Raw genomic sequence first — 20078 nt, forward strand, 5'->3', positions numbered from 1 at the left:
CTGCTGCGCGAGGGGTCTGACCCCTATGGAAATTTTATAAGTCTTCTGATATCTTTTTCAATTCAACTAATTTATCACGCAATTCTGCTGCCGCCTCAAAGTTCAGTTCTGCCGCTGCGGTCTTCATTCTCTTGGTTATCTCTTTTATGAGCTTGTCCAATTCTTTCTTGCTCATAGATTCGGGATCTTTTTCCAGGCGCATCTCTTCTGCCGCAACTTTCTTCGAGATGCTGATAAGGTCACGGACAGCCTTCTGAATCGTCTGAGGCGTGATGCCGTGTTCTTCATTATACTTCATCTGAATCTGGCGCCGGCGCCTCGTCTCTTCAATCGCAAGCCGCATAGAATCTGTCATCTTGTCTGCGTACATGATGACATGTCCTTCGGCGTTACGGGCCGCACGGCCGATAGTCTGGATTAACGATACTTCAGAACGCAGGAAGCCTTCCTTGTCTGCATCCAGAATCGCCACAAGCGTAATCTCCGGAATATCGAGGCCTTCTCTCAGCAAGTTGATGCCTACGAGCACATCAAACACATCGAGACGCATATCTCTTACAATCTCGGTCCGCTCCAGCGTATCGATATCAGAATGCAGATATTTTACACGGATCCCGAGCTCACGCATATAATCGGTCAGGTCTTCTGCCATACGCTTTGTCAGCGTCGTTATCAATATCTTGTTCTTTTTCGCCACTTCTTTATTCACTTCACCGACCAGATTGTCAATCTGACCTTCCACCGGCCGCACTTCCACCTCGGGATCCAGCAGCCCCGTCGGACGGATGACCTGTTCTGCCCGCAGAAGCTCATGTTCTTCTTCATAGCGGCCCGGTGTGGCCGAGACGAACATCACCTGGTTCAGCTTTCCCTCAAATTCTTCAAAGCTGAGCGGCCTGTTGTCCTTTGCCGAGGGCAGACGGAATCCGTATTCAACGAGCGTAGACTTCCTGGACTGGTCTCCGTGGTACATGCCGCCAATCTGCGGCACTGTCTTATGGGATTCATCTATCATCATGATAAAATCGTCCGGGAAATAATCAATCAGCGTATGGGGCGGCTGTCCCGGAGCCAGCCCTGTCAGATGTCTGGAATAGTTCTCTATTCCGGAGCAGAATCCGGTCTCCCGCATCATCTCTATGTCAAAATTCGTCCGTTCGGAAATCCTCTGTGCCTCAAGAAGCTTTCCTTTGCTTTTAAAATACTGAATCTGTTCTTCCAGTTCCACTTCTATCTCTTTCACTGCCCGCTCCATGCTCTCTTTTGAAACGACGTAATGGGAGGCAGGAAATATAGCGATATGGTTCCGTTCGTTCTTTATCTCACCTGTCAGCGCATCCACTTCCGTGATACGTTCTACTTCATCTCCGAAGAATTCTATACGGATAACGTCACAGTCATTCATGGCCGGAATGACTTCCAGCACATCTCCCCGTACCCGGAACGTACCGCGCTTAAAATCCATCTCATTGCGGTCATACTGGATATCTATCAGCTTCCTGATAATTTCGTCCCTGTCCTTTATCATGCCCGGTCGCAGGGATATTACCATCTCCTGATAGTCGATTGGACTTCCCAGGCCGTAGATGCATGATACGCTGGCGATGATAATCACATCCCTGCGCTCGGACAGTGCCGCTGTCGCGGAGTGGCGGAGCTTGTCAATCTCATCATTGATGGAAGAGTCCTTTGCGATATATGTGTCGGATGACGGTACATAAGCCTCCGGCTGGTAATAATCGTAGTAAGACACGAAATACTCCACCGCATTATTCGGGAAGAATTCCTTGAACTCTCCATAAAGCTGTGCTGCCAGTGTCTTATTATGCGCAATGATCAATGTCGGCTTGTTCAATTCCTGTATGACATTGGCCATCGTGAAGGTCTTTCCAGAACCGGTGACGCCGAGAAGTGTCTGGCATTGGTTGCCTTCCTGAAATCCCTTTACCAGATTAGCAATAGCCTGAGGCTGGTCTCCGGTGGGTTTATATTCACTGTGTAATTTGAACTCCATAATGTGTTTTTACCTCCTTGGTACCCCAATAAACAGTACATCAATTACGTTCTTCTGAATCAAGCCGCATAATATCTCTTAGAGAGACCACGATAATTAGCAACACTACGTGTAGCCAATTGAGCCTTAAATAAAGTTCGATAAAACTATGCTGTATTCTATGCTGTCTCTCGCCATTATATCAGAGTATATAAAAAAAGTACAGAGCAAATCCGAATGTTTGTTCTGTACTTTTGCATATAATATTTCAGATCAACTTATTCCAGGCAACACTTTTTTGCCGACTGCATACTGCCGAATAGAGTGACCTCAAAACCACTGCTTTATGGCCTTTTAACAGACGGCTCCAGCGGGGTGACAGGCGTATGGGCGCTCAAATATCCACGCACGGCATCTATGATGGGGATATCTGTCTCGCGTACATTTCCGCTCTGTCTGATCTCATCGTTAAAACCTTTCTTATTAAAAGCTACCGTATAGCTGGCGTTCTCGTCAAGCATTGAGCCGGATTGCCTCCGATTGAAGCTGCACGGTTTCCTCAATAAAGAGACCTCGCTAAGCGGCGCGCTTTATGCTCCTGTCCGGCGTTCATTGAATTCTCGTTGTATTTCATATCGATTATTTCCCCTTACTGCGTTGGATACAGCCTATATAGGCTGGTATGCCGGTATTTACACTAGATTTTCATGTATCACGCTTCCAGCTCCCGAATCAGTTCCCGGAGCCTTGACTTAATCTTCGTGCGGTGAATACCGGTGAAACCCACTTTTTCCGCCAGACGAAGCAGGTACTCCCGGTATAGGGCCACAATCTCAGGCTGGGAGATTTCAAAGACGGTAAATGGCTTGGAGGCATGCACCAGAAGAGCTCTGTGGTTCTCCTTGACCATAAGGGAGCTCTCCTGTTCTACAGGTCCCTCCAGAGGGACAAAGTGATAATTGTCGTGTGTCTCCAGAATATGCAGAATCTTCTTCAAGTGCAGGGCATAGGTCTCCGGGGTGTAGTAAAGGGCGCCGACCGACCCGCAGGTGGCAGTGATGGGAACCCTGCCGGAACGAACCTGTTCAGCACTGGCCAGATGTACGATATCAATCAGATTGTACTGGTCCTGCTCCTGCTCCAGCCGCTTCATCTCCTGAAGGTAAAGCTCGCCCAGACGTTTCTGTTCGGAATCTTCTCTTCTCTCGATGGAGTCCGCGACAAGCTCGAAGGGCGCGGTCACTGCGGACAGGGATATCAGCTTTTGTATGCGGAAGCCCTGAGGCGATAAGAATTTCATGAAGCACTGAAACAGCTTTTGGGGTTCCGAGTAGGTATTCAGCATCGGCCGGCACAGGGCGAGGTAGGACTGAAATTCCGCTTCCGTCGCCCGGAGCACCCCAGGGTCTGTGGTCAGCATAGTGGCGTAGCTTGTGGGCTCGCCCGCCATGGAATGGGAAGCAATCGCGATTTGCCCGGGCGCCATGATGATGGTGTGCCGATAGAGACGGTCGCGGATATGGGGATAAAAGTAGGCTTTTACCTTGCCGGTCATGTAGAGCGGAATCCAGCGGGCAAGAGATTCCAGAATCTGGTCGCCCGAGTAGATCGGCGGTATAATATGGCAGATCTGGAAGCCCCTCCGGATACAGTCCAGCAGCCAGGCCTGCATTTGAGAGGTGAAATCATAATCTTCCATCAGCCAGTCGTCGGTCTCATCGGCAAGAATACAGATTGTGCCCGGTTCCTGACGGGCCAGCAGGTGCTGGTACATGGAACGCACCGCGGCACGCTTCCCCTCATTTCCAAAATGAATAAAATTCCCTTTACGGCTGATTGTTGCGGCCTCCAAGGTGGAGTCCGGCGCCACTCCCTTAATGGTCAGCGATTCGAAGCTGCGCATGAAGCGGTCCACTCCGTCGGCGTCACCGCACAGCCAGCAAAACAGAAATTCCGACAGCTGCTCCTTCTTGTCCATAAGGACTCGTCTGACCCCCGCCATCTCCGACAGAGCTCTCCTCTGATATTCGCCGGTACAGCGTTCGGCAAGGAAATCCGCCATACTGCGCAGAGGCTCCACATTGCGCGGGACCCCTCTCTTCCCACTGCGGAAACGGCTGATGATAGAGGGGTCTACCTGCGCTGCCGAAGCCAGCTCCCGGTTCGTCGTTTGAGTCAAATTCATGACAAAAATTAGCTTTTCATAGAACTGCACAGTCTTATTCTCCTTTTTTATACCAGTATACCGTAAAGCAATTAAGTTTGCAACAAAATTTGCATTATTTGTCATTTCAAATGACACTAAAATGTCATTGTCAATTGCTGATAACCCCTTGTATTTTGCTTAAAAAAGAAGTATTCTATAATATATTATTTTTATAATTTATATTTTGTCATCTAAAATGACAAACTTGCGTCATTGTGTCATCTGCAATCGAAATAAAATACATAACCTGAAGGATTGAGTGTGAATCATGCTATTAGAAAGAAAAATATTAGTAGTTGAAGACAATGAAATCAACCGGGCGTCGCTGCGCGTCATCCTGTCTTCTCAATATACGGTTCTGGAGGCGGAAAACGGAGAACAGGCCCTGTCTCTTTTGGAGAAATACAGAGAGGGAATCTCTTTGATTCTGTTGGATATTATTATGCCGGTCATGGATGGCTACACCTTTCTGAAACACCTGAAAGCAGACCAAAGGCTGAATTCAATTCCGGTCATTGTCACAACATCCAACGACAGTGAAGCGAATGAGGTGGCCGCCCTTTCCCACGGAGCCACAGATTTTATCGGCAAGCCCTACCGCGCCCAGATTATTTTACACCGGGCAGCCGGCATTATCCGCCTGCGGGAGACCTCCGCCCTCATCCATCAGATCCAGTATGACCGGATTACCGGAGTGTACAGCAAGGAATATTTCTGCCAGCAGGTCCGGGACATCCTGTTTCGGAACCCGGATGTGAAATACGATATCCTCTGTTCCGACATTGAGGACTTCAAGCTGATCAACGACACCTTCGGCATGGCCGCGGGCGACCGCCTGCTGCGTCAGGTGGCCAAGCTCTGCACCCAGCGGCTGGGTGACCGCGGAATCTGCGGTCGCCTGAGCGCGGACCAGTTCGCCTGCCTTTTGGAGCACCGTGAGGACTATGCGGACGAGATGTTTACCCAGTCCGACAGCAGAATCAACAGCGGCTTCGGCGATCAGAATGTAATCATGAAATACGGCATCTATATGGTGGAGGACCGGGAGGTCTCCGTTGAGCAGATGTGTGACCGGGCGCTGCTGGCGGCGCACAGTATTAAGGGGAAATATGGCAAACACTTTGCCCTCTACGACGACAAGCTGCGGGGCACGCTGCTGCGCCGGCAGGCCATCACGGACGGCATGGAGACCGCTCTGGCTACGGGACAGTTCGAGGTATACCTTCAGCCCAAGTACCAGATACGGGACGGCCAGCTTACGGGAGCCGAGGCTCTGGTCCGCTGGAACCACCCGGAATGGGGCTTGCAGCCGCCTGCGGAGTTTATCCCCATCTTTGAGCGCAACGGCTTTATCACCAAGCTGGACCAATATGTCTGGGAGCAGGTCTGCGCCCTGATGCAGGCGTGGGATGAGAAGGGCTATCCAAGTGTTAACATTTCCGTCAATGTCTCCCGGATGGACATTTACAATACTGATCTGGTGAATCTTCTCACAGGAATCATCCGGCGGCACGGACTTTCTCCCTCCCGTCTGCATCTGGAGATTACGGAGAGCGCGTATACAGATACGTCAAGACAGCTCATCGAGACCTTGGGCGCTCTGCGCAGACTGGGCTTCGTCATTGAGATGGACGATTTTGGCAGCGGCTACTCATCCCTGAATATGCTCACGGAAATGCCCATCGACGTGCTGAAGCTGGATATGAAGTTTATCCAGACAGAGATTACAAGACCTGCCGGCCAGGGCATCCTGCGCTTTATCGTGGATCTGGCCCGTTGGATGAGATTGAGCGTAGTAGCGGAGGGCGTGGAGACCCGGGAACAGCTGGAGAGACTACAACACGACGGATGCGACTACGCTCAGGGCTATTATTTTGCCAAACCCATGCCTGTGGAGAATTTTGTTGCAGTCTTGACGGCGCAGGCCTCTTCCCCAGAGGTGGAAAAAAGCCGGTCTGCCGGCTCTGCAGACCACATGGGCAGGATTCTTCTGGTGGCAGACGAGAACGAGGAATACCGTGCCCAAGTGCGCAGGACCTTTTCCGACTGCTTCAAGGTACTGGAGGCGGCCGGCCATGAAGAGGCAGTTAAAATGCTGGGAAGCCATCCTTATCAGATATCGGTCGCGATTCTCAGTCTGACTCTTCAAGGCGGCGCTGATATCCTGACTACGATTGAGAAGGAACGGGGAGCCTGGGAGACACAGTGCATCGCCACAGGACCGCCGGATATGGAACTGGAGCGGGACGCCATGGAGCGGGGCGCCGCCGACTACGCGGCTAAGCCCCACAGTCAGGCATCGCTGCGCAGGCGGGTCCTGCGGGCGATGAGTATCCATACCCTTCAGTTACGGATGCTGTCTCTGCAGGATGAGACCTGCAGAGATGCTATGACCGGCCTTCTCAACCGCAGGGGACTGTACACCATCGCCGAATCACTGCGGCATGAGCTTTCCTCCGCTGTTTATCTGTTTGAACTGGACAACTTGAAAAGGTTCAACGAGAAGTACGGCTATGTGGAGGGCGATCATTTGATTTTCCACTTCGCCTCCCTGCTGCGCGCCCACACTCGGGCGGACGATGTGCTGGCCCGGCTGGGCGGGGATGAATTCCTGATAGTGATGCGCCGCATAGATACCATGGAAGATGCCCATAAGAAAGAGACGGCTATTCGCCGGGCTTATTACGAGAGCCGATACGTGGATTCAGATTCCATATCCTGCTTTTCCGGCACAGCCCTCTGGAATGCAGGGGAACCTTTGAATGAAATTATACACCGGGCCCGGGAGGCCATGTATGCAGCAAAGAACGGCGGTGAGGACGAGCGCCTTTTACGGAAGGGGATGAGTGTGTGATGTGTCAATATACAAATTTAGAAGTAATCTATGTCTCTCCGTCCAGCAGGCTGCTGCGCGGAAAAGACGCGGGCACCGGCAGACAGGTGGTCCTTAAGACCGGAGGCCAGGAGCATATGACTCAGGAGGCCACAGCGCGGCTCAGGCGGGAATACCAGATTATGCAGCGGATAGACAGCCCCCATGTGGCAAAGGCCCTTGACGAGGTCACGCTGGACGGGCGCTGCTATCTGGTGGAAGAATTCTGTCCGGGAATCACGCTGAGCAGACTGCTGAAACAGGGGGCTCTGGAGATGTCGGATTTCTACCGGATTGCAGAACAGCTGGTGATGGCCCTGCGGGACATACACAAGGAAGGCGTTATCCACAAGGATGTGACCCCCGCCAATGTCATGTATGACGCAAACTCCGGCCGGGTGATGCTGCTGGACTTCGGTATCTCTTCCATGTTTATGCATGAACAGATGTCAGGGACCAGACTTGAGAATATTGAGGGGACTCTCCGCTACATCGCCCCGGAGCAGACCGGACGGATGAATACGGAGCTGGATTACCGCGCGGATTTTTACTCTCTGGGCATAACACTGTATCAGATGCTGACGGGGCGTTATCCATTTGACGCGGAGACCCCCACAGAGCTGGTTTTTTCTCATATTGCGAAGACGCCGCCGGATCTTCGCGTGATTTTGCCCAATATACCGCCCATGCTCGCGGCCGTCATAGACAAGCTCCTTTCCAAGATGGCAAAAGACCGCTATTTAAGCAGCGAGGGCCTTCTCTATGATCTGACGCGGTGCCAGACGGAAAAGGAATTTGTCCTTGGAGAAAAGGATTTCAGCCGGCGCTTTGAATTCACCCACAGGCTGTATGGGCGGGAAGAAGAAACCGCCCAGCTGAAGAACGACTTCAAGGAGGTGGCGGCCGGTTCCAGAATTCTCGTCTCCATCAGCGGCTATTCCGGAATCGGAAAGACCTCGCTGGTCAATCAGCTACAGGAGGAGACTCTGCGGACAAGCGGTATGTTTCTGCAGGGTAAATTTGACCAGTATCACGCCAACGTACCCTACTTTGCCTTTTTCGAGGCCATCAAACAGTTTTGCAGCATGGTCTTTCTGGAGCCTGAAGAGGACATTCGCAGATGGAAGGAAACACTGTCGGAACATTTGGGGGACGACACGGCATTGCTGACCGGTAAGGTGACGGAGCTGGCCCTGCTGACCGGCGAGCAGCCAGCCCCCGAGGAAATGGGACCGCTGGAGGAGCGGACCAGGTTCAAATCCGTGTTGGAAAAGTTCCTGTCCCTGCTGGCAGCGCCGGAGCATCCGCTGGTCCTTTTTCTGGACGACGTACACCGTGCGGATATGGGCTCCTTGGAAATGCTGGAGGAGCTGTTCAAAAATGAAGATATCCACGATTTAATGATTGTCGTCTGCTACCGCGACAACGAAGTAAGCAGCGGGCATCCGCTCACCCTCAGCCTGAATAAGATTATACAGCGGGGCGGCCGGGTCACACAGCTCAGCTTAAAAGGACTGGACCCTGAGAGCACCGTACAGATGCTGGGAGATATATTCAAAACGGAAGCGGACACGATTTCCGTGCTGGCAGAGATTCTATATAGGAAGACCAAGGGAAATCCATTTTACATCAAGCAGTTTCTTAGGCTGTGTCATTCAAAAGGCTATCTGAAGCTGGATATGGACACCGGAAGCTGGAGCTGGAGGGAGGCTGAGATACGGGCCTGCCCCGCCCAAGAAAATGTTGTGGACTTCCTGACGGAAAATCTGAACCAGTTTTCGGAGGAGACAACATCCCTTCTGTCCTATGGCGCCTGCATCGGGCAGAGCTTTTCTGCGGAGGATCTGTCCTCTGTCTGCGGCCTGCCGGAGCGGGAGATCAACCGCAGGATGATTGCGGCAGTAGAACAGGAGGCAGTGTATCCCGTCGGAAAGGATGGGAAAAACGGCCGGCAGACCATGTATCAGTTTGCCCACGACCGGTTCCAGCAGGTGTTCTATACGGTCCTGTCCGAGAAGGAGCGGTCAGATGTCCATTACCGGCTCGGTAAGCGGTATGAGGAATGCTCACGCGCCGCGGACGACCTGGACGAACGGGTATTTGAAATAGCGGACCACTATGCCAAAGGTCTGGGGGAAGCAAAGGCCCCCAAAGAACGGCGCCGGATTCAGGAATTCCTGCTTGGTACGGCACACCGGTGCGGACTCGTGTCCGCCTTCGATACGGCGGAGCGGTATCTTAACCTGCTGCTCTCCCAGCCGGAGCCTAAGTGTCCGGAAAACCGCCCGTTCCTCACCAAAATCTACATAGAATATCATGCGGCGCTGTGCAATCTGGTCAAAGAGGAAGAATGTGACCGGATCTATGGGATGCTCTGCCAGCTGGTGACGGAGCCTTTCGAGCTTGCAGACAGCTGCTGCCTGCAGATTTCAAGCTTCTCCAACCGGGGCCGGTATGAGGACGCCTTTGAAATCGGGCTCGCCCTGCTTGGGCAGATGGGGGTCTCCTTCCCCGGCAAAAATGTCAAGCGGACTCTGGAGCGTGAAATCGCATCCTTTTATCAGGAGCAGGAGGCCCTTGGAGCGGAAGGTATCCTGAGCCTCAAAGAAGCCGAAGACCCGGTGGAGGCCGTAATCAGTAAATTGTTATGCCGCCTGTGCGGCCCGACCATTTTCTTTCATCCCGATTACTCCTACTGGACGGTACTTACGGCTGTACGGCGCATGTTCCGGCATGGCTATACTCCCCATGCCCTGCAGATGTATTCCAACCTGATGATGCCTCTGGGGGAACTGCGAGGGGATTACCGGACGGCTTACGCGGCCGTCAAGTCGGCGGTGCCTCTGGCCGAAAAGCACCAGTACAGGGAGGTAATCCACTCCATCTACTGTATGTTCGCCCTCCATACCGGCCATTGGTTCGAAGATGTGGTCCATGAGATTCCATATGCGAAGGAGTCCATCAGGGGCAACGCCCAGATGGGTGATTTTGAATACGCCTGCTACGGTTATTATGGGCTCATGATGGCGGTCATGGATAGTGGAACCCATGTGGAGGAGCTGTGGAGTGAGGTACAGGCCGGAGTCAAGTTCGCAAAGAAGACCGGCAGCGACCATGCGCTGGGGAGCTTTTTGAGTTTTCAGCAGCTGTGCAGGAGCGTCCGCGGAGAGCTCTCCCTCACCGGAAGCTTTGACGGGGAGGGATTTTCCGAACAGGCACATCTGGAACGGTTTTCCCACAACCTGCAGGCAATCAGCTATTACCATGTCATCCGGGCCCTGTCGGCAGTTATCTACCGGGATTATCCCACGGCCTTCCGGCTGTGCCAGGATGCGCTGCCCCTGCTCCCGTATGTCTCCAGCTTTTACAATGTGGCGCTTCACAATTTCCTGTATTCCCTGTCCATCTGCCAGATTCTGGAGACCGGGGACTATGAGCCTGAGGCAAGGCAGCCGCTTCTGCGTGTTCTGGAGGAAAACCAGAATTGGCTGAAGCAACGCAGCAGTGATGCGTTCTGCAATTACGGCCACCTTTATCTTGTAATCGAGGCGGAGCGGAAGGTGGCGCGGGGCCGTACCGGAGAGGCCCTTAAGCTCTATGAAGAGGCCCTGCAGGCCGCGGAAAAGCATGGACGCAGCCTTCATCATGCCATCCTCTGCGATGTGGCCGCGCTGCGCTATGAGAGGCTGGGGGTCAAGTCATCGTCCAGACATTACCTGACAGATACCTACCGGCTGTACGGCCATTGGGGGGCAGAGGGCAAGTGCGCCCGGATGCGGCAGGACTACCCGGAGCTGGCGGGCCTATGGAAGAATGACAGCCGTCAGAATACCCTGTCTGAAGATTCTATCCACACCACCGCTTCGCTGGATATGCGCTCCGTACTGAAGGCATCTCAGGCTATTTCGGAGGAACTGGAGCTTAAAGGCATTCTGGAGAAGCTGATTCACAGTCTTCTGGAATGTGCGGGAGCCCAGCATATCTATTATCTGAGCCGGACGGATTCCGGGTATGAGATTCAGTCGGAGGGCCACTCCGGAGCCAAAGACGTATGCATCGTATCAAAGCGGCAGGCAAAGGACCGTGATATTCCGCTGAGCATCGTATCGTATGTGGAGAGAACACTGGAGGCCGTGATTCTCGATGACGGCGAGAACTCCAGAGTCTTCGGGAAGGACATCCATATCAAGGAGAATCGGTGCAAGTCGGTCCTGTGCATGCCCATCCTCAGCAAGGGGGAGATAAAGGGCATCCTCTATCTGGAAAATAATCTGGCTTCGGGCGTCTTTGACCAGCGGAGAAAGGAAAACCTGATGCCCATTGCGGCACAGCTTGCCATATCTCTGGAAAATGCCTATTTATATGAGCATCTGCGCTTTCTGGTAGACGAGCGGACGAAGGCGCTGCAGGAGGAAATCAAGGTGCGCAAACGGGCGGAGGAAAAGCTGGCCCATATGGCAAATTATGACGCACTCACCGGACTGCCCAACCGCAGACTGTTTCATAAGATCTTGTCCCGGCTGCTTCTGGAGGCGGAAACAAGCGGACATCTGCTTGCCGTCCTCTATATGGATTTGGATGGATTTAAAGAGATTAACGATACCTACGGCCACGATAAGGGTGATCTGGTATTGGAAGAGACAGCGAGACGGCTGATTCGTGCCGCGCGCGGCAGCGACATCGTGTCCCGTATGGGCGGCGACGAATTCGTTCTGCTGCTGGCCCGAATCACGGAGGACGAAGAGATCCGGCAAGTCTGCGAACGGATTCTCTCTGAAATCAGGCAGCCTTTCCAGATCTCAGAGGACCTGTTTGTGGAAATGACCGCGAGTATTGGAGTCAGTGTCTATCCAAGAGACGGTCAGGACGAGAAGAAGCTTCTCTCCTGCGCCGACCAGGCCATGTACAGGATTAAAAAAAGTGACAAAAATTATTACACGTTTACAGAGCCTCCTTCTGAAGCACAGGAGAGCCCTTGAAAAACAAACCGGCAAGCGGCCGGCATGATAAAGACCATTGCCGGCCATGGAAAGGATTTTAAAAAAATGGAAAAATTAATGACAGCCTGGGAGACGTTTCAGGCTTTTTGCAGCGCCTGGTTCGAGCGGAGAAGCGCAGAGGAGGTCTATCCCTTTTTAGGCGATGAGTTCTGCTTTGTAGGCACCGGGGAGGACGAGTTCGCCCACAGCCCCAAGGAGATGAGAGAATATCTGGAACGGGACATTCAGGAAATCCCTGAACCCTTCACGGTGGAGCTTACGCTCTTTCAGGAGCAGAAAATAGCCGCGGACATCCGCAACCTGTCCGTGGGAATGGTCCTCAGTAATACGCAGTACCGCTGGCGGCTGCGGGGATTCTTTACTCTGGTCCGGCAGCAAAAGTTCTGGCGGCTTCGCACCCTGTGGTTTTCCGAGCCCAGCAGCAGCCAGCAAGGCGAAGAGCACTATCCCCAAACTCTGGTGATGGAAAACATGGTCAGGCAGCGGCAGAATCTGCTTAACGACTCCCTGCCCGGAGGCATGATGGGCGGGTATATTGAAGAGGGCTTCCCCTTTTATTTCGTCAACAATCGTATGCTGGAGCATCTGGGCTATGCGGACGAGGCGGAATTTGTCGCCGACATCAGGGGGCTGGTGACAAACTGCATGCACCCGGACGACCGGGCCATGGTGGATGCCGAGGTAGACAGCCAGATGGCCGGGGGCGGCCAATACGTGGTGGAATACCGCATGAAGAAGCAGGACGGCTCCTACATCTGGGTCCATGACATGGGGCGCAAGATTACGGCTGAAAACGGCAAACCGGCCATTATATCGGTGTGCATCGACATCACCGCACAGAAAATGGCTCAGGCAGAGGTCATGCACCTGTACAACAATGTCCCCGGCGCGGTATTCCGCTGCCGGTATGACGAAGGTTTTTCCGTCGTCAGCGCCAACGACGGCCTTTACAAGTTTCTGGGCTATACCAGAGAGGAATTCGCCGCTCTGGGAAACCGGATGTCCAAGGTGGTCCATCCGGAGGACCTGAATTCTGTGCAGGCTAAGCTGGAGCTGGACCGGGACCGCGGCGGCACAGTTCAGGACGAGCACCGGCTGGTCTGCAGGGACGGCAGCGTCAAATGGGTGTCTCTTAAGGCCCAGCGGCTCACAGAGGATGACGGAAATCAATATTTCTACGGCGTCTTTGTGGATATTACAGAGGAAAAGCAGGTACAGGCGCGGGTCAGGGAACTCTACGAGAAGGAGATGGCCTATTTTGCCCAGACAGCTTCTGCGGAAGGGAGTAATCAAGGGCGGCTTAACATCACGCTGGACTATGTGGAGAGCTACCAGTCCACCGCAGGTCTGGCACTCTTCCGGCGGGGGGATTCCTATGGGGCTGCCGTAGAACGGCTGGCTGACTCCGCCGTGGACCCAGAATATGGCCATTACATTCATTCCGTACTTAACCGTACTTGTGTGTTAAACGATTTTTCCAATGGAAAAGCCGATTACCACTTTGAATTTCTCCGCAAAAAGAAGAACGGCGGGGTCTTTTTATGCAGCACCAGCTTCCGCCTGCACACCAACCCGGAAAGCGGAGACGTCATCGCCTTTTTCTACACCCTTGATGTGACGGAGCAACGGATGCTGGAACGGATGCTGGAGCGGGTTTCCAGTCTGGATTACGACGTTATTACGGAGATTGATCTGACGAGCGGCGCCTACCGTCTGGCGGTCTGCGGCAGAGAGTGGAATCCCAGCATCCCTCTGGAGGGGAATTTTCAGGAAGAAATCCGCCGGGTGGCGGACTGCTGTATGGATGAGGCGGAGCAGCGGGAGTTTTTGGAGAAGCTGGATCCGGCGTACATGCGGCGTGAGCTTGCCCGGCAAAGCTCCTACACCTTCGTGCTGGAGCTGCGGCAGAACGGCCAAAAACGGATCAAACGATTCCAGATATTCTACATCGGCGAGGAGCTGGGACGGGTATGTATGACCCGGGCCGATGTGACGAACATCGTCCGGCAGGAACAGCAGCAAAAGGAGGCGCTGGCTGCTGCCCTTGCCGCAGCGGAGCAGGCCAACGCGGCGAAAACAGACTTCCTCTCCCGCATGAGCCATGAGATCCGCACTCCCATGAACGCTATCATCGGAATGAGCGCCATCGCCGCCCAAGCCGTCGGAGACGACGAGCGGGTGGCCGAGTGCATCTCAAAGATCGGCATCTCCTCCCGGTTCCTGCTCTCTCTCATCAACGATATTCTGGACATGAGCCGGATCGAGAGTGGAAAAATGCTGCTCAAAAATGAAAAAATCCCCACGGAGGACTTTATAAACGGCCTCAATGCCATCTGCTACAGTCAGGCTGCGGCAAAGGGCGTGGAATACGAGTGCATCGTCGATCCCACCCTGAACGATTTTTATACCGGGGACGCCATGAAGCTGCAGCAGGTGCTTCTCAACATCCTGTCCAACGCCATTAAATTTACCGGCGAGGGCGGCAAGGTCACCTTCTCGGCAGCACTGCACAGGAAGAGCAGGAACGGCGCTACGCTGCGCTTTATCGTCAACGATACGGGCGTGGGCATCAGCGACAGCTTCCTCCTTCACCTGTTCGAGCCCTTCTCTCAGGAATCCATCGGTACCACCGCCCAGTACGGCGGCACCGGTCTTGGACTGTCCATCTCGAAAAACATCATCGATATGATGGGCGGCAAAATCACCGTACGCTCCATCAAGGGCATCGGGTCTGAATTCACGGTGGACGTTAAGCTTGGCATCACGGAGGAGGAGCTGCTCCGCCACAACAGGAAAAAGACGCTCCCCAATTTTTCCGCCCTGAAGACTCTGGTGGTGGACGACGACGTGGCGGTATGCGAAAGCGCCGTGGACACACTCAAGGAAATGGGAATCACCGCCGAATGGGTAGACAGCGGACGCAAGGCCATCGAACGGGTGCAATCGATGTGGGACACAGGAAAGCATTACGATATGATCCTCATCGACTGGAAGATGCCGGATATCGACGGCATTGAGACTGCCCGGCGCATCCGGGCCATCGTGGGGCCGGAGGTCACCATCATTATTATAACAGCCTATGACTGGGCTTCCATCGAGCACGAGGCCACCTTGGCAGGCGTCAATCTGCTGATGAGCAAGCCCATGTTCAAGTCCTCCCTGATCTCCGCCTTCTCCAAGGCGCTGGGCGAAAAAGAGGAAATCAGTGCAGGGAATAAGCCTGCGGTCTTTGATTTTACCGGACGCCGGATCCTTTTGGTAGAGGACAACGCCATCAACACCGAAGTAGCCGTGGCCCTGCTTGAGAGCAAAGGCTTTACCGTGGACACGGCGGAAAACGGGCTGCGGGCAATCGAGCTGTTCAGCAAAACGGAAGCAGGCTTTTATGACGCCATTTTGATGGATATCCGGATGCCCCAGATGGATGGGCTGGCGGCAGCCAATAATATCCGCCACATGAGCAACGCCGACGCCAAAACCATCCCCATCATCGCCATGACCGCCAACGCGTTTGACGACGACATGGAAAAGAGCAAGGCGGCCGGCATGAATGCGCATTTGGCCAAACCCATTGAACCGGAGCGGCTGTATCAGGTCCTCTATGACTTTATTCTGGGGCAGGAGGAGGAATAGAAAATGACAGATCTAAAAGAAGTCTTTCAGAAATACGGTGCGGACTATGAAACCACAATGGCCCGATTTATGGACAGCGAACAGATGTATTTGAGAATACTCGCCATGCTTCCGCGGGATGAAAATCTGCATAAACTGGACCAGGCATTACAAGCCGGCGACTACCAGGCCGCTTTTGACGCGGCCCATGCATTAAAAGGTATGGCCGGCAACCTCGGCCTGGCACCGTTTTATCAGGCGGTCTGCGATATCGTGGAACCGCTGCGAGCCGGGGGAAAGCTGGATTACTCTCCCCTGTTTCAGTCTGTTCAGAAGGAGTATGAACAGGCCGCAGCTTTGTTGGAGCTGCTGAAATAAAAGAAAATATCCGGTTTAAACCGTTGCTTCTTATTCTCTCCGCCTCTGCCTTCGTGATAATCCTTTGCCTCACCATGCTGTCCAGGACCTGCCCCGCCCGTCTCCTGGCCGCCTCCTTGTCCGTATCCGGAGAGTAAAGAGATGGTGCATTTGGAACTCCTGCCAGCATAGCCGACTCATAATCGGTCAGTTTTGACGGCTCTTTTCCGAAATAGCCCATAGACGCCTCGTATATGCCATAATAGCCACTGCCGAAATAGACGGTATTGGCATAGAGCTCAAAAATCTCCTCCTTTGTATATTTGGATTCCACCTCCAGTGCTGCAAATACTTCTGCGAACTTCCGTTCCATCTTTTTATCTTCTGTAAACAGCAGGTTCTTGACAAGCTGCTGGGTGATGGTGCTTCCGCCTTCCACGAATGCTCCTGCCTTTATATCAGTCCACGCGGCACGGGCAATTGCAAACGGATCAATCCCGCAGTGGTCTTTGAACCTGTGGTCTTCCGTACATATAGCCGCCTTGATATAAAACTGCGGCAGTTCCATACATGTAGTATATTCTTTTACACCGCGGATGTCCCTGATTCTTTCATCCAGCGATTTTGCCGCTATCGCTTCCCGATACAGCCCATAACCTTTCCCAGCGTAAAATATACCGGTTCCCATCATTATACAGAGCAGAACAAGCAGCAGTCCAAAAGCCGCTTTTCTTATACGGTGCCGTGTTTTTCGCTTTCTCTTCATGTCCTCCATCCCTTCCCGGCTGCCTGCAGAGGTTTAAATAATGTCATCCCGAAGTGCATCAATAATGTTCTCTTTCTTTATCTTGCTGACAGCGTACAGCATTGTAATGAAGATGACCAGGAACACGCCCAAAATGCTGGCTCCGATGCTGGACCATGGAAATGTATACCTGACCTGCCCGCCGCCAGCGTCCAACCCTACATAGATAAGCCATGACAGAATCCCGGCAGCAGGAAGGCCGATAAGCATGGTCCGATATCCATAGAGTGCACACTCGAAGCGCATCATCTTATTGAAATCCCGGTCGGACATGCCCACGGAACGCAGCATGGCAAGCTCCCGTCTACGCAGCTTGATGTTGGTAGCGATAGTGTTGAATACATTCGCGACTGCAATCAGCGTCATCATAATGACAAAGATGGCTGTAAACAGATTGACGACAAATAATATATTCCGGTTTTCCTCAAGCAGCTGATGGACATTATATAAGGTATACCCGGCGGTAACGCCTGTCCCGTCGATTATCGCCTTCATCTGCTCCACAGACTTTCCCGGATTATCTGACCAGAATGTCAGGCCCAGCTTCTCAGGGGCACTTAGCATATCAAACTGGGACTTCATGCTGTAAGGGACGACCGCCATGAAAGTGTATCCCTTCACTTCAGACGGCTCCACCGGCGGAGGATCCAGCGGATACGTATCTGCAAATGTCGCATGGATTGTCTTAGACTGTCCGCCGGATGGCGCGGCAAGCTTAAGATCCGCGGAGCGGCTTTTGAATAAATCCTCGCTCGCTGTCTTTTTACCTACGACAATAACATTTCCATCCTGCCCGCTGCCATTTACCGCCGGCAGGTCCAGGCTATCAACGAATTCTTTGTAGATGCCATCTTCAATGAACTGGACATCCATCTTAAGATCTGCTGTCTCACCAGTCTCATCCATACCGGAAGTCTCCTGGCAGCTGTCCCAGAATTCCCTGGTAAGGCTGCTTTTGTCCACCTCGCAGGAATAAGTGGCGAGCGCCTGATAATTGCTTTTGGTGATTCCATCCGCTCTCTCCAGATCGTCATAGAGCCGGAGCACGTCATTTTCTTTCATATCTTTCGTATAGAATAAGATATCACCGTCGATTTCCACAGACGACCGTTCTCCTATCTGGCCCAGATAGGTCCGGAATGCACCTGCAGACACGAACAGCACGACGCTTAACGTAAGTGACAGGACGATGCTTCTGTAACGCCGCTTATTTCTCTTAAAGTTCTTTATCGCAAGCATTCCTTCCAGGCCGTACACGCGCCTCATGAATCTTGATGTCTTGATAGCTCTCGCTTCGACTTTCACTTCATTCGTCTGCCGGATGCACTCCATCACCGGCATAGCGGCTGCTTTCCTCGCCGGAATATAGGCTGATATCAAAATAGTAGCCAGGCTGATAACTGCTGCTGCCACAAGGGCTGGAATCGATACCTTCAACGTCAGCTGTACGTTGTCATACAGAATGTTTGTGAAGTTCTTGGATACCAGCGAAAGAACAAGCCAGATGCTTGGAATGCCAATGAGCATACCAAGCGGAATACCGACAGCACCGATGCAGAACCCCTCAAACAGAACAGAATTACGCAGCTGCTTTTCCGTGGCCCCTGCGGACATAAGAATACCGAACTGGTGCGTCCGTTCGTTTAACGATATATGGAACGAATTATAAATCAGGAACACGGAACCGAGCATCACAAGTGCTACCAGTATGCCCCCGGCCGCATAGAGCAGCGCATTAAACAGCTTATCATCCGAAAAACCCATGAAACGCAGTACATCATCATTCAGGAAATAATCATGCCCTTCTGCAACCTCTTCTGCATATGCATGGACCTCTGCCGGGTTCTTCAGCGTGACAAAGGTACTGAAGCCGTGTGACGAAGCTTCTGCATCTGCCTTTGTTATCAACGTATAGCCGGGAGCTGCAATCTCTTCAAAAGCAGGCCTCTGACAGATGCCTGTGACGGTGTATGTCCGCTCTGTTTCCACATCCAGCGTCTCTTTCCCGGGGACATACGCGTCATGCTGGTTCAGCGTTCCCCCTTTGTTCTGCCTCGTTCCCACAGATAGAGTCAGCGTATCGCCGACCGATATCCTGACGCCGCCGTTCGAGGCAACATGGGCCGGTACCAGAATCTCCTTGCTGTTTTCCGGCAATCTGCCTGTAATCAGAGACACGGGCAGTGTGTCAAAGGTCTTGTTGTCGAAACCTGCGATAAACAGGTATGGCTTGTCGGGATTTATGCCGTCTTCGAGCGCGGCATAGCCTATATTCTCAAATGAAGCCACATTGGCAGCCCTGCCGTCTTCTGCCTGGCTGTCCGCAAAAGAGGCATCCGAATCGGTAAATGCGACATGCCAATCCCCGTATTTTGCAATCGCTCCATTTATGACATAGCTCTGCAAAGATACGGCAAATGTGGCGACGGCCGTAATCATAGCTGCGGACAGCGCTACCCCGATGATTGTGACGAAGGTCCGTGTGCGGCCTTTCTTCAGCCCCTGGAACGCAACTTTATGAAAGATGTTCATCATCTCGACACCTGCCTCTCGTCCCGCACTATTCTCCCATCTGCGATGGTGATGATGCGGTCCGCCTGTAAGGCGATGTTCTCGTCATGGGTGACGAGAATCAAAGTCTGTCCATACTTCTGGTTGCTTTCTTTCAGCAGACGGATGATTTCCTGTCCGTTACGGCTGTCCAGGCTTCCTGTCGGTTCATCGGCCAGGCAGACCTGGGGCGCGTTCATCAGGGCACGGCCGATGGCGACGCGCTGCTGCTGGCCGCCGGAAAGCTGATTGGGCAGATGCGCTTTCCTTTCTTGCAGGCCGAGAAGTTCCAACAGATCGTTCAGCCGTTCTCTGTTCACTTTCCGCTTATCCATCAGAACCGGCAGCGTTATATTCTCGACCACGTTCAATGTAGGTATGAGATTGTGGAACTGATAGATGAGCCCGACCTGCCGCCTGCGGAAAACAGCCAGATTCTCATTGCTCTGGGCATATACATCCTGCCCGTTCAGATACACCTTTCCTCCCGTCGGCACATCCACGCCGGCAATGGCATGAAGCAGTGTGGACTTGCCGGAACCTGAGGAACCGATGATTGCGGTAAACTCCCCTTTTCCGATAGTAAGCGATACATGGTCCAATGCAGTGACCTGGCTATCACCTTTGCCGTATACCTTGCACAGATCTGCAACTCTTAAAAACTCCATTATGTGAGCCTCCTT

Annotated in this window: 9 protein-coding genes and 1 pseudogene; 4 read left to right on the plus strand and 6 right to left on the minus strand. The window is 52.9% G+C overall.

The annotated features are described in order from the left end of the window. Nucleotides 1-34: 34 nt before the first annotated feature. From uvrB to HJV72_RS07365, 3 genes are all read right to left on the minus strand, one after another. On the minus strand, nt 35-2014 hold the full coding sequence (gene uvrB / locus HJV72_RS07355; protein ID WP_208069948.1) for an excinuclease ABC subunit UvrB: 1980 nt from the start codon (nt 2012-2014) through the stop codon (nt 35-37). 323 nt (nt 2015-2337) lie between these two features. Next, nucleotides 2338-2514, minus strand: coding sequence for a hypothetical protein (locus HJV72_RS07360; protein ID WP_208069949.1), 177 nt, complete (start codon nt 2512-2514; stop codon nt 2338-2340). Nucleotides 2515-2705: 191 nt separating this feature from the next. Further along, nucleotides 2706-4208 carry a hypothetical protein gene (locus tag HJV72_RS07365; RefSeq protein WP_330618865.1) on the minus strand — a complete coding sequence of 501 codons (1503 nt, stop codon included), beginning with the start codon at nt 4206-4208 and terminating at the stop codon, nt 2706-2708. Between the two features lie 259 nt (nt 4209-4467). On the opposite strand from HJV72_RS07365, the gene HJV72_RS07370 reads away from it, so the two are divergent. The 4 genes from HJV72_RS07370 to HJV72_RS07385 all read left to right on the plus strand — a co-directional run bounded on the left by HJV72_RS07370 (nt 4468) and on the right by HJV72_RS07385 (nt 16061). Then, a complete protein-coding gene (locus tag HJV72_RS07370) occupies nt 4468-7053 on the plus strand; it encodes an EAL domain-containing protein (protein ID WP_208069951.1) in 2586 nt (861 codons plus the stop codon). Continuing rightward, nucleotides 7053-12050 (plus strand): diguanylate cyclase domain-containing protein, encoded by a 4998-nt coding sequence (locus HJV72_RS07375; RefSeq protein WP_243765571.1) that lies wholly within the window; start codon nt 7053-7055, stop codon nt 12048-12050. Before HJV72_RS07370 ends, HJV72_RS07375 begins: the two co-directional genes overlap by 1 nt. 66 nt (nt 12051-12116) lie before the next feature. Continuing rightward, nucleotides 12117-15704, plus strand: a complete 3588-nt coding sequence (locus HJV72_RS07380) for a response regulator (protein ID WP_208069959.1) — start codon at nt 12117-12119, stop codon at nt 15702-15704. Nucleotides 15705-15707: 3 nt separating this feature from the next. After that, the gene (locus HJV72_RS07385) at nt 15708-16061 is read left to right on the plus strand and encodes an Hpt domain-containing protein (protein ID WP_208069960.1); all 354 of its coding nucleotides are present in this window, start codon (nt 15708-15710) and stop codon (nt 16059-16061) included. A gap of 85 nt (nt 16062-16146) precedes the next feature. Here the strand turns inward: HJV72_RS07385 and HJV72_RS20310 are convergent. The 3 genes and pseudogenes from HJV72_RS20310 to HJV72_RS07400 form a co-directional block, all read right to left on the minus strand. Beyond that, nucleotides 16147-16815, minus strand: a pseudogene (locus tag HJV72_RS20310) (transglycosylase domain-containing protein); the annotation flags it as partial. 24 nt (nt 16816-16839) lie between these two features. After that, a complete protein-coding gene (locus HJV72_RS07395; protein ID WP_208070052.1) occupies nt 16840-19377 on the minus strand; it encodes an ABC transporter permease in 2538 nt (845 codons plus the stop codon). Beyond that, entirely contained in the window at nt 19377-20063 is a 687-nt protein-coding gene (locus HJV72_RS07400; RefSeq protein WP_208069961.1) for an ABC transporter ATP-binding protein, read from the minus strand. The genes HJV72_RS07395 and HJV72_RS07400 overlap by 1 nt, the downstream gene beginning before the upstream one ends. Nucleotides 20064-20078: the final 15 nt, after the last annotated feature.

This window comes from Extibacter sp. GGCC_0201 (assembly GCF_017566055.1).
Classification (GTDB): Bacteria; Bacillota; Clostridia; order Lachnospirales; family Lachnospiraceae; genus Extibacter.